Below are 15,127 nucleotides of genomic sequence, written 5' to 3'. Positions count from 1 at the left end.
TATTACCTCTATTTTCTATCCTGAATTTCTTTTTCTAAGAGCTTTATTAATTAAATAATAAAGGAGGAATCTTCTTGATCAAACGTTTGATCAATTGGTGGGATGGCCGATATGATAGGCAGTTTTTGGTTGTTTCGCCGTTATCCCCGAATGATTCTACTGATGAACAATCCCCTTATTCTCTTACCCTCTCTGGTAAACTTCTGCTTGAGCATCAGCTTCCTGTTGATAAGGATGAACTTATTCAGAAGAAGTATCTTACGAAAATTCCTGCTATTACGAAGAAACATTTTGACTATACGTGTCATCGTTGTGGGAACCGGGTGCAGCGTTTTTTTGGTTCTTGGCCTTGTCGGTGTGGTGATTGTGTGTATTGTCGGAAGTGTGTGGTGATGGGGCGGGTGAGTTTTTGTTCTTCTCTTTATATTTGGACGGGGCCGCGGGCTTCTTTTCCATGTTTGAGTAATGCTTGTGCTTGGGAGGGGGAGCTTTCGCGATATCAGCGTACTGCTTCGGGTCGGATTCGGGAGGCGGTTGATGAGCGGTCTCGTCTTTTGGTCTGGGCGGTTTGTGGTGCTGGGAAGACGGAGATGTTGTTTGCTGGGCTTGAGAAGGCTTTTGCGGAGGGGAAGCGGGTTTGTTTGGCTACGCCTCGGGCTGATGTGGTTCGGGAGTTGAGGCCTCGGTTTGCTCGTGCTTTCCCTGATATTAAGATTGTGGCTCGTTATGGGGGGAGTGAGGAGGTGGATGAGGGGGCTCAGTTCCTTTTGGCGACGACTCATCAGCTACTTTATTACGCAAGGGCTTTTGATGTGATGATTATTGATGAGGTGGATGCTTTTCCTTATCACTCTGATCCTATGCTTCCGTACTCTTCTGCCAGAGCGTTGAAAACAGATGGCTCTCTTATTTACCTCACGGCTACTCCTCGGTTAGACCTCAAAATTCGCTCTCACCTTAATATTCTTCCTACTGTTTTTGTACCTCAACGATTTCATGGTCATCCACTGCCTGTTCCGGTTTTTCGTTCTAGTTTTGATTTGAAGAGGCGTGTTGTGCCAAAAGGTTTGAAAGTGTGGCTGCAAGAAAAGAAGAAGGCAGGGCGTCGGGTTCTTTTGTTTGCTTCTACTATTGAAAAAGCTGAGAAGTTAACGATTGAGTTGCCTGGTAGTATAGCTGCTCACAGTGAAGATCCGGAACGGGAGACGAAGATTCAGCGCTTCCGTGAAAAAGAGGTGGACCTTTTGATTACGACGACGATTCTGGAGCGAGGGGTTACGTTTCCGTCTATTGATGTAGCGGTGCTTGATGCTGGGCATGATGTGTTTGATGAAGCGGCACTTGTTCAGATAGCGGGTCGTGCGGGGCGGAGCCCGGATGATCCTTCAGGGGATGTTGTGTTCTTTCATAATGGTGCTTCTGATGGAATGGTTAATGCACGAGATTCGATTCGCCGTATGAATAAGTTGGCTGAGAAGGGGGCGGAGTAGATGCATTGTTTATGGTGTGATGCTGAGATTATAAAAGAGGTGAATTGGAATAATCTGTTTAAGCTCCCGGAGGATGAGGTGATCTGTCAGGGCTGTAAGGAGCAGATGGTGCTCATTCAGGGGCCTACCTGTCCTCAGTGTTCTCGGGAGATGGATAGTGAAGATATATGTGAAGACTGTGTTCGATGGGGAGGGGCTGGTCTTGATTGGAATGTCTCTCTTTACAAGTATAACGATTTTCTGAAAGAGGTTGTGGCTAAGTGGAAGTACCGAGGGGATTATGTGTTAGTTGATTTGTTTATGGAAGATTTCAAGAAGCGGTTCGAGACTCTGAGAGTATCTGAAGAAACAATTCTTGTACCAGTTCCTCTTTCGGATGAGCGTATGGTAGAACGAGGGTTCAATCAATCTGAGGCTCTGGCGAACGCTTTGCCACTTCAAAGGGGAAATCTTTTAAGTAGAATCCATTCTGAGAAACAATCGAAAAAATCTCGTCGGGATCGGATGACCACAGAGAATCCATTTTCGCTTAACGCATCTATCTCAAAACCAGTTCTTCTTATCGATGACATCTACACAACAGGCAGAACGCTTCAACATGCAGCTCACCTCCTAAAAGAAGCGGGAGCATCAACTGTTTTTTCTTATACCCTAATCCGAGGATAACTGAAAAACTCATTCTTTCCCCCTTTTGATTCTCGCTATGTTGTCGATATAAGAAGTAGAGAGAAAAGGGAGGACTTTGGTTATGGGAGAGTTATCGAATTGCCCGCGCTGTAATGCGTTATTTGTGAAAAATGTAAAGGATATTTGCCCGAATTGCTATAAAGAAGAAGAAGCTGAGTTTGATAAAGTGTATAAATTTATTCGAAAGCAAAAGAACCGTGCAGCGACAATTGATCAGGTTTCTGAGGCGACTGGAGTAGATCGAGATTTGATTATGAAGTTTGTGAAGGAGCAGCGGTTACGGACATCTATGTTTCCGAATATGGCTTATCCTTGTGAACGGTGTCAATCACTTATCACAGATGGTAAAATATGTGGTGAGTGTTCAGAAGACATTCGAAGCGATCTTGAGCAGGAAGAGAAGGTTGAAAGTCTTAAAGGGAACGACAAAAAAGTTTCAACCTACTACAATTTTGAGAAATAAGACTCACTTAAGAAATCCGTTTCTATACCGATATAAAGGGTAGACTCTTTACACGGATCGAAATTAGAAAGAGGTGAGCGGAATGAGAATCAACGGACCAAATCATTCAAACTTTAACCCTTATAGGAAGAACATAAATACTCAACAACAAGCGGGAGAAACGTCCGCTAAAAAAGATAAAATAGAAATTTCGAATGAAGCTAAACAGATGCAAGAACACCAGAAAGCGAAAGAAACGAGAAAGCAGCACATTGAATCCTTAAAACAAAAGGTCGATTCAGGTGAATACCAGGTTGATGCGAAGCAGACAGCAGCGAGTATGGTCAACTTTTGGAAGAATCGCTAAAGGAGGGGCATGACGCGTGTCCGTACAACCTATTTTGGAAGTATTAAAGAAGCACTACGCTTTGCATGAGAGTTTGCTAACGCTCTCTAAAAAGAAAACAGAAGCGCTGAAATCAGATGATATCGATACAATCCAGACATTACTTGTTCAGGAACGAAAGCATGTGCAGGGAATTAATGGAATGGAGAGTAAGCGAGCGCAGCTGGTAGGAGAATGGTTTCGGTTCCATTCTCCCCAAACAGAAGAGTACACGGTCTCTGCTATGTTACGTGTGTTACCTGAGGGCGAAGAGAAACAAGCGTTAGCTGATTTGCTTGAGTCCTTTGTAATGGTTCTTGCACAGTTGAAAGAACAGGAACAGCTGAACACCGAGCTCACACAACAATCGCTTCAGTTTGTAGACCTCACACTTAATATGATTCAGCCTCAAACGAAGAATATGAATTACGGAAATCCGAAGGGACAGCAAGCGAAAAGCGAATCAAATCGTTCGATGTTTGATTCGAAAGCGTAAGGGGAGAGGAGAAAGGCAATGGGTTCGACTTTTAACGGTTTAGAAGTCGCGAAGCGCGCCATGTACGCGCAGCAGTCGGCTTTATATACAACAGGTCACAACATCTCAAACGCGAACACCCCTGGCTACTCCAGGCAGCGCGTGAACTTTGAACAAACAGCCCCGTATCCACCAGCATCTCGAAATCGTCCGGAAATTCCAGGTCAGGTTGGATCTGGTGTTGAAGCGGGTACGATCGAGCGTGTCAGAGAAAGTTTTCTGGACGCTCAGTACCGGGGAGAGAATACGAAAGCAGGCTACTGGTCAACGAAGGCTGAGGCACTTCAGAAGATGGAAGAGATTATGAACGAGCCTTCTGAGAATGGGTTATCGAAGACGATGGATCAGTTCTGGCAGTCGCTTCAGGATTTGTCTACGAATCCGAAAGATGAGGGGGCTCGTTCTGTCGTTAGGCAACGTGGGACAGCCGTAGCTGAGACTTTTAATTACTTATCAGACTCCTTACAGGGGATTCAAACCGATTTTAAAAATCAGATTGATATTACAGCGAAAGATATTAGTTCAATTGCTAAGCAGATTAAAGATATCAATGATCAAATTGGCGATGTCGAACCACACGGATACTTACCGAACGATCTCTATGACAAACGGGATCAACTGGTGGATGAATTATCTGAGCTTGTGGACATTAAAGTGAGTACAGTTGAAACGAGTGATTCTTCTCTTGAGATAGCGGAAGGGAAATATACAATCGAAATCATTGGCGCATCTGAGCCCCTGGTGGATGGAAAAAATAATTCGTACAGAGAACTTGATGTCGTTTATGCATCGGATGGAGCTGACGGTGAGGACGCAGACGGACCCGTAACTAAGCTTGCGATGATCGATCCTAAATCAAAGGATGATGCTGTTACCTCTTCTCTGTCAGGAGCGAGTTTAGATGCATTAGGTTCTGGTAAATTGAAAGGGCTAATGGAGTCCTATGGTTATAAAGCTGAGGGTGCAGAACAAGGCATCTATCCCGATATGCTAACTGAGCTAGATAAATTGGCAGCAGGCTTTGCCGATAGTTTCAACAGTATTCATAAGAGTGGATTGAGTCTCAATGAAATGAATGGCGTTGAAGACGAGGATTATGATGGAAACTTCTTCACTAAATCAGCGGAAACGGAAGGGTATGCCGGTTCCATGGCGGTAGCAAGTGGAATTAAAAACGATCTCTTCAATATTGCGGCTGAAGCGGATGGAAATGATCCTACGCTTGGCGGCGGAGAAAATGCTATAAAGCTTGGAGAAGCGTCTGATTCCATTGTCATTGATGGCAAAACGACCTCTTTTAATAGCTATTATGAAGGCATGATTGGCGAGATGGCAGTTGAGTCTCAAGAAGCCCGCCGGTTAGAAGGCAACTCTGAAACGTTGAAACAATCTGTTGAAGAACGCCGTCAATCAGTAAGCGGCGTGTCCCTTGATGAAGAGATGTCCAATATAATTAAGTACCAGCACGCGTATAACGCAGCAGCGCGAAATTTAACAACGATTGACGAGATGCTAGATAAAATAATCAACGGCATGGGCCGGGTTGGAAGGTAGGTGAGTGATCGATGGCTATTCGTGTAACGCAGAGCATGTTAACGAATAATATGCTGAGTAATATGAGTAAGAGCTATGAGCAAATGGGTAAGTATCAGGAGCAACTTTCTACTGGGAAGAAGATCAGCCGACCTTCCGATGATCCTGTTGTCGCTATGAAAGGTATGAACTATCGGAGCCAGTTAACAGAAATTGAGCAGTTTCAGCGTAATATTGGTGAAGTTCATAATTGGATGAATAACTCGGATGCGGCTCTTGATAAGACAACGAAAGCGTTGCAACGATTGCGGGAGCTAGCGGTTCAGGCTAGTAATGATACTTACGAGACCGGGCAACGTGAGAATATAGCTGAAGAAGTAAAGCAACTTAAGGCTCATTTAAAAGACCTTGCAAATACGAAAGTAAATAACAAGTATATCTTTAATGGAACCAACACGTCTGAGCCTCCTGTAACCGTTAATGTGGGGGACGGAAGTTTGAGTAAGAACTTTAACCAAGAGTTTGTTAACATGGAAGTTTCAGCTGGAACCAAATTAAATGTTAACGTAGACGGCAATAAGGTTTTCGGGAAGGATCTTTTCGCAAATGTTGATCAGTTTATTGATAACTTAAGCTCAGGAGAAGGCCTTGAGGAATCTATTGCTGCAATAGATCGTAATATTAATGATGTGGTGAATACCAGGGCAGACCTCGGGGCACGTATGAACCGAGTAGAGCTTGTAGAAGATCGCCTTTCAAGCCAAGAAGTTATGGCTAATCGAATTCTTTCTGATAATGAAGATGCAGAGTTAGAAAAAGTCATTACAAAATTAAAGACCCAGGAAAGTGTGCACCGAGCGGCACTTAGTGTAGGGGCGCGTATTATTCAGCCGACATTAATGGATTTTCTAAGATAAGCTATCTGTTCATCAGATAGCTTTTTTACTCTAATCAGAGGTGAACCAAATGAAGACTCCTCAAATTCAAATACAGACAACTCTAGCTAAGATTGGCTTAACCATACAAAATGCTAAACATACATATAAACAACGACCAGCAGAGCAACAGATTCAACAGCCAAAGGCAGACCTATCTATTAAGCAAGAATCCCCAAAGCTATCTATTAATCAAACAAAAGCATGGCAAAATATCGGGTTAAAAAGTGTTTTTGTCCGCGCAGAAGAATACGCCAGTCATGCCAAACAAAAAGGTTTAGAACATATAGCTACTATGGCGCAAGAAGGCGATGAACTAATGAGGATCGAAAATGGAGGTAATCCCATTGCATCTCAAGCCAAAAGAACAGTAGAAGGTCTTTGGGACTTCACTATTAACCCTGGTGGTCGTCCGGCTTATGAATTGGTAGACCTTTCATTTAATACTGGCAGAGCAACGATAGATGTGAAGCGCAACGAGCCGATTCTAAGAGCAACGAGAAATGAGCCACAGTTCCAATATGAGCGGGGACAAGTCACAGCAAGGATTGAGCAATATTCTGATGTGAATATAGATTTTAAGAACTTAACATTTAAGGGTTATCGATTTGAAACCAATATATAAGAAGTGGTGAGTTATGAATATAAACACAAAGTACTTTGGAGAAGTGGAAGTTAAAGAAGAAGAAGTGGTTATTTTCCCAAATGGGTTACCAGGTTTTGAAGAGGAGCTAGAGTTTGTGATTCTTCCGATTGATGAAGGAGGAATCTATCATTCTATGCAGTCCGTTCATAAAGAAGAGGTGTCATTGGTAATCGCGAACCCATATCTTTTCTTTAAGAATTATGAGTTTGAACTAGATGATCAAACGCTAGATACCTTACATATTGAGAGACCTGAGGATGTAGCCGTATTTTCTGTTCTTACACTGCGAGAACCATTTAGTGACACAACAGCAAACCTTCAGGCACCGATTATTGTGAATAAAAGTAACCAAAAAGGAAAGCAGCTCATTTTAACAAATACTCCTTACATGACAAGGCATCTTATAGCTGAAGGCGGTGACACGGATGCTCATACTGAATAGAAAGAAAGATGAATCAATTCAAATTGGCGATGATATTGAAATTAAAGTAGTTGCCGTTGAAGGGGATCAGATAAAAATTGGTATAGAAGCTCCTCGCTCTGTTGATGTGTACAGAAAGGAAATTTACATAAAGATCCAAGAAGAGAATCAGGAAGCAAGTAACGCGTCAGACGACCTTATTAATTTGCTAAAAAGTTTCAAAAAAGAGTAAACCTTTGTCAACTCCTGCCGATAAAAGATGTAGAAGGTTAAGGAATAAAGGCGGCCGACTTTAGACTTTAGCCAAAATACTTAGTTAGTTTCACAGGGACGTGAAACTTTACATTCAAGGAGGAAATTTTAAATGAGAATTAATCATAATATTGCGGCGTTGAATACTTATCGTCAGTTAAACAGTGCAAATAATGGTTCAGCTGCTTCTATGGAGAAACTATCTTCAGGTCTACGTATTAACAAGGCTGGAGACGACGCTGCCGGACTAGCAATTTCTGAGAAAATGAGAGGTCAAATTCGTGGATTAGATCAAGCTAATAGAAACTCACAAGATGCTATCTCTATGATTCAAACTGCAGAAGGTGCATTAAATGAAACTCACAGTATTTTACAACGTATGCGTGAATTGTCTGCACAGGCTTCTAACGGAACGCAAACTGATGATGATCGTGAATCATTACAAGCGGAAGTGGAGCAATTACAATCTGAGATTGACCGAATTGGTAATACTACCGAATTTAATACTAAGAGCTTATTGAATGGTGAGCAAAACCAATCCTCAGAATTATCTACACCTGGGACTGCAAATATCCAGGGTGTAAAAGTGAAGGAATTTATGGTAGAGGATACTTATTCATTAACTATAACATCAGCTGATGAAGTAGCAACTGATATTAATGATGGTGGTACGGGGCTTGACAATTCAACTAAGGTTAGTTTATCAACTACAACTAATGGTGACTTCAATATTGGTGACGCTTATTCACTGAAGGTTGAAGACGGATCAAGTCCAGGAACGAAAAAAGTTTCTCTATTAGATTCTACAGGTGCACTTGTAGGGAGTGCGGCTGATAATATTAATACATCATCTGGCAATACCACTTTTAGTGTAGGTAGCGATGAATTGACAATAGATAATACAGCAATTTCCTCCAATGGAACAGCTAGTTTTACAGTGGGTGAAACTGCTACTTATGCATTAGCCGACAGCAACTCAAATACAGTTGCCACTCTAACGGATGAAGTTACTACTGACGGTAAAGTGAAAATCGGTGGATTAGAATTATCGGTTGATAACACATTAACTAATAACAGTGGTGATACAGACATAGAGGTTTCTGGTGATGGTATTCGATTCCAAATTGGTGCTAACGAGAACCAAACCACCTCAATGACAATAGGTGATATGAGATCAGAAGCTTTAGGAATTAATGGAGTAGATATTTCTACACAATCAGGAGCAGAGTCTGCAATTACTACAATTGACAATGCTATTAAAAGTGTTTCAGAAGAACGTGCAAAACTAGGTGCAAATCAAAACCGTCTAGAACATACGATTAACAATTTAGGTACATCTTCTGAAAACTTAACAGCAGCGGAATCTCGAATCCGCGACGTAGATTATGCTTCGGTTGCATAAGCAGCTATGGAGCACAGTCGTCCTAACGGGTAACGGTTAGGATTACAATCGGGTGAATTGCTGGAAACCCCTTAGAGCCTTTTATGCGACAACGGAGCTGGAAACGGCAAACGTGAACGTGGAGAAATAAAAGGATTGGGCAATCAGCAGCCAAGCTCCTGTTCCGAAAGGATGGAGAAGGTTCAACGACTAGGATAAACCACCGTTTCAGGTGATGAAATCCGTAGGGAGGTTAACATCTTCCGAAGTGCCCGACCCCTACTAGTACAATAGAGGGTGAAGATATAGTCTGGTCAATCATGAGAGTGATTGTGGCACGATGGCCAAAGAAATGATGAACCAAACAAAAGAAAGTATTCTGGCTCAGGCTTCTCAAGCGATGCTTGCAAAAGCAAACCAACAGCCTCAAGGAGTACTTCAACTATTACGTTAATTTTAAAAGAAATGGTCGCCTCATATGAGGCGACCATTTTTGTTTAATTTACAAAGGTGGACCGCTTCACCATATTGGCGTCCTGTCTTTCGTTTGAACGCTTTTAATTCCTTCACGATGCAGCCTGTAAGGGTTACTTGGTAACTCTTTTGATCTGAGCTAGATTCATATTTTGCATTTTGTAACAAGGTATATGCCTTTTGATAAAAAGAAGAATTGCTTAAGGATCTATTAATCTCCTTTAAACTGTGCAATAAATCTCTGAGTTCTGAAGTAGGTTTCGTTAAGATGAATGTCTCAGGAAGGTAAATCGTAGTTCTAAGGGATTTTGTTTTATTAGTTTCAACAGCCTTCAAAAATATATCTTTTCTTCTCATACAAGAGGTTAAGTAGGGTCTTATAATTGTTAGGAAATAATAAATAGAGGGCTGGTCATATAAGAGTAAACGATTTTGTCCATCTTGGTGAAAGTTTAGAGAGTAGGTTTCTTTTAATAACTTTTGTAACTGTTCAACATCTCTTCTGGAGAAACAATCTGTGGATAAGATCAGCTTTTGAGGAGTGTTTTTACGTTTTTTTAAATGCCCATCATCCTGGTACCATGTCGCTAAGCAAAATGGTGAAATGTAGCGTTTCACAAATTGTATAGGAACAACCTTTTTATAATCTTGATACCATAGATCTTTTAAATCGTTCATCCCTTCAGAAGATTATGATTGCACGTAGTATTGTCTATAATACTTGTTCGTTCTTTTATCATATAGTTGTCTGAAAACAGGTGGAGGCGTTTCAATAGTTTGTTGGAGCATTTGATATCCTTTTACAGCCCATTCACGATCAGCCATAGTGTGAGCGAAGCGAAAACGGGGTGTTCTTTGATCTTGTATTACGATGTTTCCATCTCCTAAGAGCTTCCCAGTTATAAACTCTAAAAATTGTTCATTGTAATGAACATATAGTGTCAATACATTCACCTCACTTTTAACATATGGTTCTTAAATCCTTATTCTACTATACCCTCTATCAACCTCATTTTGATCCTTTATTCTTTTAATTATAAAACCTATTTATTTAACTTTTGACAGATCAAACCGATATAAAATATAAAGATGTGAAAAGGAGCTGGCTGACAGTGAAAGTGGGTAACATTGTACATGATTCCCTACTTCTGCAACGGGCTGAGCGCATCAATGTGAATACAACATCGTCAGAGGGTTTGGTTGAGGACAAAAAATCAAGCGTTCCCTATCAGGAAACAGAGAAACTATTAGACAAAGAAGAGGCTAAAGAAATTGTTCAGAGTATGAATGAATTTTTGGAGCCTGCGCAAACCGAACTTAAATTTGAATTTCATGATAAATTAGAAGAATATTACGTAACGTTAGTGAACCCTGAGACAGATGAAGTAATAAAGGAAATTCCTCCTAAGAAGCTGTTAGATATTTATGCATCTATGGCGGAATTTCTAGGCTTTCTTGTGGATCGAAAAGTATAAGGTGGTGACGTAAAGATGAGTGATATGCGAATTGGTGGTCTGGCGACAGGTATGGACATTGATAAAATTGTCGGTGACCTTATGAAGGCTGAGCGAATTCCTTTAAATAAAATGGAGCAAGAGAAAACATGGTTAACTTGGCAGCGGGATGCTTACCGGGATATGAATAAAAATTTTGATGAACTTGAAACAATGGCTTCTGATATGAAGTTCTCTGACGTTTATAATACGAAGACTACTTCTTCCACTATGTCTGATGCTGTTACGGCTACAGCTGATTCGGGAGCGAGTAATGGGAATTATAGTGTTCAAGTGAAGCAACTTGCTTCGGCTGCGATTAATACGAGTCGAGGGGCAATAACGAAAAACGGAGAAACACTTGATTTGAATGCTTCGCTTGAGAGTCAGCAGAATAAGTTTAAAAACGGAATTGATTTAACGAATCTAGATTTAACAATGAAGACTTATAACGAAGATGGATCTACTAACGATGTAACCATAGATATAACGAAAGACATGTCTATGAACGATATATTTAAAAAGATTAATAACTCCGATCTTGGTGTGAGAGCTTTCTACAATGAACAGGCTGACCAAGTTGTTCTTGAACGTACAAAGACTGGAGACTTCAATCAAACGGGAGAATTTCGTGGTGCTGAAATTGGCTTTCAGAGTGATAGCGCTAACCTTTTAACTCAAACTTTTGGGGTTTGGAATAGCAAACAAGACAAAGACGGGAACTGGGTTAAAACAGAAGTAGGGGGCAAAGATGCTGAATTCGTCTACAATAATGCTTTAACCATTACTTCTCACGACAATTCTTACAAATTAAATGGTGTGAACTTCCAATTTAAAGACGTAACAGATGGGAAGAATGCTTCTGTTACAGTAAACAACAATGTTGACCACGCCGTGGATAAAATCACAAAATTTGTAGCCAAATATAATGAAATCATTGAGAGCGCAAATAAGCAAGTTAGTGAACGGAAAAATCGCGATTACAAACCGCTTACTGATAAAGAAAAAGAAGCGATGGAAGAAAAAGAAATAGAGCTATGGGAAGAACAAGCAAAGAAAGGGCTTCTAAGTAACGACTCTGCTATTGAGGGAACCCTTTTCTCGATGCGTAACCAATGGTATGAATCAGTTGAAACAAGCGGCAATTTTAACACCATTACTGATATCGGTATTAAAACTTCTTCTAACTATCGTGATGGCGGAAAGCTTTTAATTACGGAAAGTGAACTAAGATCGGCACTAGAAAATGATCCGGAATCAGTATACAAGCTATTTTCCGGTGAGGGCGATAAGAAAGGGATTGCTGATAAATTAGAAGAATCCCTTAGAAATGGCATGAAACAGATTGAAGCGAAAGCTGGGAAATCAACAAGTGTCAGCAACAACTTCCGAATCGGAAAAGAATTAGATTCTATTAAAGATGAAATGAGAGATTTCGAAGATCGCTTAACTCAAATAGAAGATCGGTATTGGTCCCAATTTACTGCTATGGAAAAAGCTATTCAAAAGCTAAATTCACAATCGGCTCAGCTAATGAGTCAGTTTGGATAATAAAAGGAGTGTCTAACGATATGTCTATGCAGGCCTATCAAGCGTATCAAAATAACTCTGTAGAAACAGCATCACCAGGTGAACTAACGCTGATGCTGTATAACGGCTGCTTAAAGTTTATGAAACTGGCGAAAAAGGGCATTGAAGAGAAGAATATTGAGCTTCGTAATACCAACATTCAGAAGGCTCAAAAAATCGTTCAGGAGCTTATGATTACGATGAATCCAGATTACTCCATTACACAGGAAGTTATGCCGCTTTATGATTATGTGAACCGCCGCTTAATGGATGCGAATCTTAAGAATGATGCGACCATTTTAGATGAAGCATTTGGGATTATGACAGATTTCCGGGATACGTGGAAAGAAGTTGTAAAACAAACGCGTCAACAACAGTTTGGCGCAGGTGGGAACGCTTAATGAGTCAAGTTGATCAACTTCATGACATTACTTCAGAGCTATACGAACTATCTCAACAGCCGCCAAAAGCGACTGAGCGTGAAGAGTTTGTTGAGAAGCTTACTGGTTTACTAGAGCAAAGAGAAAGGCTTATAGAGGGTTTAGAAGGCCCTTATACAGATGAAGAACGGGAAAAAGGCCAAGAGGTCATTCGGATGAACAAAGTCGTGAATGAACGTGTTTCAATTCATATGAAGCAATTGAAAACAGAAATTGCTCACATGAAAAAACGAAAAACATCAAATCAGAAATACACTAACCCCTATCAAAGTGTGTCTTCATACGATGGGATGTTTCTAGACAAGAAGAAGTAGGTGAGCGTGTGGTAGAACTAACAGAAGAGAAAGTGCAATTCTTACAACAGTACGATCAGCTCCTTTACACAATGAGTGAGGGGTTCGATTACATAGAAGAAAATCTCGGAGAAGAAGCACCTGCAGAAGTGGACCAAGTCTTCAGTGACCTTGTACAGGCTATGCAACAGCTTCATCAAGGGAACCAGCAGCTAGCGGCTTTCATTGGAGATACGGAACAATTGAAGTATCAAATCGTTGATTTTCAGGAGATTGTCGAAATGATGTCTGAGTGGTTTGAGAAGCCAACTAATTTAGACAAGAAGTCTCTTATTAGTGGTAGAGTTGCGCCGAATTTTGAAAGTTGGCGGATGAGTATGCATCAGCTGTTAAAACCTTATATTCAACATTAGGATCCGTTACCTGCTTTGGATAGCGGGTTTCTTTTTGAAAATCACTTCGTGTCATAATATCTCCACAAAACGTTCACCAATTCGCCAAGCATAATACGTCTCTATATGAGTCGTTAAGGTGTATAATAAAAGTGAGGGAAGCCCTTACAAAAGCTGTTGTCGATTTTCTGGAGAAAAGTAAGAATAGGCGGTTTAATCAGCTCGGTTTAAGGGGAAGTATCCCTAATAAACCATCCTTATCCTATTTTCCAACAATTACTGACGCAAAGTATTCAAAAAACTCTAAAAATTCTAGCGGGTATTCTAGTAGTTGTGGTAGAATAGATTACACATAAGGATGAAAGGAGGACACTTTCTATGAAGTACAACATTCGTGGTGAAAATCTTGAGGTAACGGCGGCGATTAATGATTACGTCGAGAAGAAGATTGGTAAGTTAGGCCGTTACTTTGATGAGGAGCCTACATCAGAGGTACATGTCAATTTAAGTGTCTATAATGATGAGCAGCAAATTGAGGTTACAATTCCAATGAAAAATCTCTTACTCCGTGCTGAAGAACGGCACGTGGACTTATACGCTGCCATTGACCTTGTGGTAGGGAAGTTAGAACGCCAAATCCGCAAGCATAAAACAAAAATTAACCGTAAATTCCGTAACGAAGGCGCACCTAAGTACGTTTTCGCGGAAATGGAAAAGAGCTCACAGCAAGCTGATCCTTATGATGACGAAGATATTGAAATTGTTAAAAACAAGCGATTTGACCTGAAACCAATGGATTCTGAAGAAGCGGTATTACAAATGGATATGCTGGGCCATAGCTTCTTCGTCTTCACAAACAGCGACACGAACAACACAAACGTTGTATACCGTCGCCGCGACGGCAAATATGGTTTAATCGAACCAAATTAATAAAGTATGAGAAAGTTGCCTCCCATTAATGGGAGGCAACTTTTTTGATGTTATCTTTACCTCCTTTTTAGGGGAGGGATGTAGCGTTTCCGTTTTTCTTTTTAACATTAAGGAGGGCTGGGAAATTGCGAGACTCCTACGGGAGAAAGAGATAGACGAGACCCCGGAGGGCACGTTTTTTGCCCGAGGAGGCTCGGCAGCTCGCCCGTGGAAAGCGAGTGATTTCCCAGCCCTCCTTTCACTTACCAAGAGCAACGGAAACACTCCACCTATCACCCCCTAAAAATTTCCTCATAATTACTCGAAAAAGAACAGTTTTTAGCCCGCAGCCTACCAAAATTCAAAAACTGCAACAGAGAACCTTGATTTGCCGGGGTTCCCTGTTGCAGTTTTTCATTTTCTGTCGTTCGCTCATTACAAAGATCCCATGGTATAAATAATATAACGATGAAAGGAGGCGTGCTCATGAAAGAAAACGATCTTTCCTACCAGGAGCTGTACCATAAGCTGAAGAAGCAGGAAGAGTTCATCACGCAGCTCTTAGAAATCCTCGCTGTCACAAATCGCAAAGTGACGGAACTTGATCAACGGCAGCGTCGCGTCGAGCTTCATCACCTCTACACGTAAAACCCCCGTTTTTGCACCCTCACCTCACCTTCACGGGACCTCGCATCACCCCACCTCACCCAAAAGGGCGGCTCATCCTCGAGTTGTCCTTTTCTCATTGTAGCTCATGGTAGATGTTAAGCGACATCCAGCTCCGGCGCCTACCACCTCGAGGTCTTAAGGCAAAACGGGCTATGAGTAAAAGGCAACTCATAGCCCGTTT

The 15,127-nt window shown here is 41.2% G+C and carries 21 protein-coding genes; 19 read left to right on the top strand and 2 right to left on the bottom strand.

Translation table 11 applies throughout. The features are described 5' to 3' along the window. Positions 1–74 precede the first annotated feature (74 nt). The 12 genes from QNI29_RS18155 to QNI29_RS18100 all read left to right on the top strand — a co-directional run bounded on the left by QNI29_RS18155 (position 75) and on the right by QNI29_RS18100 (position 9,161). The gene (locus tag QNI29_RS18155) at positions 75–1,490 is read left to right on the top strand and encodes an ATP-dependent helicase ComFA (protein ID WP_231419712.1); all 1,416 of its coding nucleotides are present in this window, start codon (positions 75–77) and stop codon (positions 1,488–1,490) included. Then, the gene (locus tag QNI29_RS18150) at positions 1,491–2,156 is read left to right on the top strand and encodes a ComFC family protein (protein ID WP_231419711.1); all 666 of its coding nucleotides are present in this window, start codon (positions 1,491–1,493) and stop codon (positions 2,154–2,156) included. An 82-nt stretch (positions 2,157–2,238) separates the two neighbouring features. Then, entirely contained in the window at positions 2,239–2,640 is a 402-nt protein-coding gene (locus QNI29_RS18145; RefSeq protein WP_231419710.1) for a TIGR03826 family flagellar region protein, read from the top strand. A gap of 82 nt (positions 2,641–2,722) precedes the next feature. Continuing rightward, positions 2,723–2,986: a flagellar biosynthesis anti-sigma factor FlgM gene (gene flgM / locus QNI29_RS18140; protein ID WP_231419709.1), complete on the top strand. Its 264-nt coding sequence runs from the start codon at positions 2,723–2,725 to the stop codon at positions 2,984–2,986. Positions 2,987–3,002: 16 nt separating this feature from the next. Continuing rightward, the gene (locus tag QNI29_RS18135; protein WP_231419708.1) at positions 3,003–3,500 is read left to right on the top strand and encodes a flagellar protein FlgN; all 498 of its coding nucleotides are present in this window, start codon (positions 3,003–3,005) and stop codon (positions 3,498–3,500) included. 18 nt (positions 3,501–3,518) lie between these two features. Next, the gene (flgK, locus tag QNI29_RS18130; protein WP_231419707.1) at positions 3,519–5,093 is read left to right on the top strand and encodes a flagellar hook-associated protein FlgK; all 1,575 of its coding nucleotides are present in this window, start codon (positions 3,519–3,521) and stop codon (positions 5,091–5,093) included. A 17-nt stretch (positions 5,094–5,110) separates the two neighbouring features. Further along, positions 5,111–5,989 carry a flagellar hook-associated protein FlgL gene (flgL, locus tag QNI29_RS18125; RefSeq protein ID WP_231419734.1) on the top strand — a complete coding sequence of 293 codons (879 nt, stop codon included), beginning with the start codon at positions 5,111–5,113 and terminating at the stop codon, positions 5,987–5,989. Between the two features lie 49 nt (positions 5,990–6,038). Further along, positions 6,039–6,632 carry a DUF6470 family protein gene (locus QNI29_RS18120; protein ID WP_231419706.1) on the top strand — a complete coding sequence of 198 codons (594 nt, stop codon included), beginning with the start codon at positions 6,039–6,041 and terminating at the stop codon, positions 6,630–6,632. Positions 6,633–6,645: 13 nt separating this feature from the next. Beyond that, positions 6,646–7,095, top strand: coding sequence for a flagellar assembly protein FliW (fliW, locus tag QNI29_RS18115; RefSeq protein WP_231419705.1), 450 nt, complete (start codon positions 6,646–6,648; stop codon positions 7,093–7,095). Beyond that, entirely contained in the window at positions 7,079–7,306 is a 228-nt protein-coding gene (gene csrA, locus QNI29_RS18110) for a carbon storage regulator CsrA (protein ID WP_231419704.1), read from the top strand. The genes fliW and csrA overlap by 17 nt, the downstream gene beginning before the upstream one ends. Positions 7,307–7,438: 132 nt before the next feature. Then, the gene (locus tag QNI29_RS18105) at positions 7,439–8,728 is read left to right on the top strand and encodes a flagellin N-terminal helical domain-containing protein (protein ID WP_284526581.1); all 1,290 of its coding nucleotides are present in this window, start codon (positions 7,439–7,441) and stop codon (positions 8,726–8,728) included. Positions 8,729–9,047: 319 nt separating this feature from the next. Then, positions 9,048–9,161, top strand: a complete 114-nt coding sequence (locus QNI29_RS18100) for a flagellin (protein ID WP_370635544.1) — start codon at positions 9,048–9,050, stop codon at positions 9,159–9,161. A 20-nt stretch (positions 9,162–9,181) separates the two neighbouring features. Here QNI29_RS18100 and QNI29_RS18095 read toward each other — a convergent pair whose 3' ends face one another. Together QNI29_RS18095 and QNI29_RS18090 are read right to left on the bottom strand one after the other, a co-directional pair. Further along, positions 9,182–9,859, bottom strand: coding sequence for a hypothetical protein (locus QNI29_RS18095; RefSeq protein ID WP_231419703.1), 678 nt, complete (start codon positions 9,857–9,859; stop codon positions 9,182–9,184). A 12-nt stretch (positions 9,860–9,871) separates the two neighbouring features. Continuing rightward, complete coding sequence (locus QNI29_RS18090) at positions 9,872–10,135, bottom strand: hypothetical protein (RefSeq protein WP_284526580.1); 264 nt, start codon at positions 10,133–10,135, stop codon at positions 9,872–9,874. A gap of 164 nt (positions 10,136–10,299) precedes the next feature. Between QNI29_RS18090 and flaG the strand changes: the two genes are divergently transcribed. The 7 genes from flaG to QNI29_RS18055 all read left to right on the top strand — a co-directional run bounded on the left by flaG (position 10,300) and on the right by QNI29_RS18055 (position 14,925). Beyond that, on the top strand, positions 10,300–10,656 hold the full coding sequence (gene flaG / locus QNI29_RS18085; RefSeq protein WP_231419701.1) for a flagellar protein FlaG: 357 nt from the start codon (positions 10,300–10,302) through the stop codon (positions 10,654–10,656). Between the two features lie 15 nt (positions 10,657–10,671). After that, positions 10,672–12,225, top strand: coding sequence for a flagellar hook-associated protein 2 (locus tag QNI29_RS18080; protein ID WP_231419700.1), 1,554 nt, complete (start codon positions 10,672–10,674; stop codon positions 12,223–12,225). A gap of 20 nt (positions 12,226–12,245) precedes the next feature. Beyond that, the gene (fliS, locus tag QNI29_RS18075) at positions 12,246–12,644 is read left to right on the top strand and encodes a flagellar export chaperone FliS (RefSeq protein ID WP_231419699.1); all 399 of its coding nucleotides are present in this window, start codon (positions 12,246–12,248) and stop codon (positions 12,642–12,644) included. Then, entirely contained in the window at positions 12,644–12,997 is a 354-nt protein-coding gene (locus QNI29_RS18070) for a flagellar protein FliT (RefSeq protein ID WP_231419698.1), read from the top strand. The genes fliS and QNI29_RS18070 overlap by 1 nt, the downstream gene beginning before the upstream one ends. A gap of 8 nt (positions 12,998–13,005) precedes the next feature. After that, the gene (locus QNI29_RS18065) at positions 13,006–13,389 is read left to right on the top strand and encodes a DUF8042 domain-containing protein (RefSeq protein WP_231419697.1); all 384 of its coding nucleotides are present in this window, start codon (positions 13,006–13,008) and stop codon (positions 13,387–13,389) included. Positions 13,390–13,746: 357 nt separating this feature from the next. Continuing rightward, on the top strand, positions 13,747–14,298 hold the full coding sequence (gene hpf, locus QNI29_RS18060; protein ID WP_231419696.1) for a ribosome hibernation-promoting factor, HPF/YfiA family: 552 nt from the start codon (positions 13,747–13,749) through the stop codon (positions 14,296–14,298). Positions 14,299–14,763: 465 nt separating this feature from the next. After that, on the top strand, positions 14,764–14,925 hold the full coding sequence (locus QNI29_RS18055) for a hypothetical protein (RefSeq protein ID WP_231419695.1): 162 nt from the start codon (positions 14,764–14,766) through the stop codon (positions 14,923–14,925). Positions 14,926–15,127 lie beyond the last annotated feature (202 nt).

The sequence above is a fragment of the Pontibacillus chungwhensis genome (genome assembly GCF_030166655.1).
In the GTDB taxonomy this organism is placed as follows: Bacteria; Bacillota; Bacilli; order Bacillales; family BH030062; genus Pontibacillus.
The sequence above is the reverse complement of the archived record's forward strand: the minus strand, read 5'-3'. Positions and strand labels throughout refer to the sequence as shown.

Excerpts from the sequence above, each read along its gene's own strand:
- QNI29_RS18150 (WP_231419711.1), top strand. The coding sequence starts at position 1,491 with ATGCATTGTTTATGGTGTGATGCTGAGATTATAAAAGAGGTGAATTGG.
- QNI29_RS18145 (WP_231419710.1), top strand. The coding sequence starts at position 2,239 with ATGGGAGAGTTATCGAATTGCCCGCGCTGTAATGCGTTATTTGTGAAA.
- flgM (WP_231419709.1), top strand. The coding sequence starts at position 2,723 with ATGAGAATCAACGGACCAAATCATTCAAACTTTAACCCTTATAGGAAG.
- flgK (WP_231419707.1), top strand. The coding sequence starts at position 3,519 with ATGGGTTCGACTTTTAACGGTTTAGAAGTCGCGAAGCGCGCCATGTAC.
- QNI29_RS18120 (WP_231419706.1), top strand. The coding sequence starts at position 6,039 with ATGAAGACTCCTCAAATTCAAATACAGACAACTCTAGCTAAGATTGGC.
- fliW (WP_231419705.1), top strand. The coding sequence starts at position 6,646 with ATGAATATAAACACAAAGTACTTTGGAGAAGTGGAAGTTAAAGAAGAA.
- csrA (WP_231419704.1), top strand. The coding sequence starts at position 7,079 with ATGCTCATACTGAATAGAAAGAAAGATGAATCAATTCAAATTGGCGAT.
- QNI29_RS18105 (WP_284526581.1), top strand. The coding sequence starts at position 7,439 with ATGAGAATTAATCATAATATTGCGGCGTTGAATACTTATCGTCAGTTA.
- QNI29_RS18100 (WP_370635544.1), top strand. The coding sequence starts at position 9,048 with ATGGCCAAAGAAATGATGAACCAAACAAAAGAAAGTATTCTGGCTCAG.
- QNI29_RS18095 (WP_231419703.1), bottom strand. The coding sequence starts at position 9,859 with ATGAACGATTTAAAAGATCTATGGTATCAAGATTATAAAAAGGTTGTT.
- QNI29_RS18080 (WP_231419700.1), top strand. The coding sequence starts at position 10,672 with ATGAGTGATATGCGAATTGGTGGTCTGGCGACAGGTATGGACATTGAT.
- fliS (WP_231419699.1), top strand. The coding sequence starts at position 12,246 with ATGTCTATGCAGGCCTATCAAGCGTATCAAAATAACTCTGTAGAAACA.
- QNI29_RS18070 (WP_231419698.1), top strand. The coding sequence starts at position 12,644 with ATGAGTCAAGTTGATCAACTTCATGACATTACTTCAGAGCTATACGAA.
- hpf (WP_231419696.1), top strand. The coding sequence starts at position 13,747 with ATGAAGTACAACATTCGTGGTGAAAATCTTGAGGTAACGGCGGCGATT.
- QNI29_RS18055 (WP_231419695.1), top strand. The coding sequence starts at position 14,764 with ATGAAAGAAAACGATCTTTCCTACCAGGAGCTGTACCATAAGCTGAAG.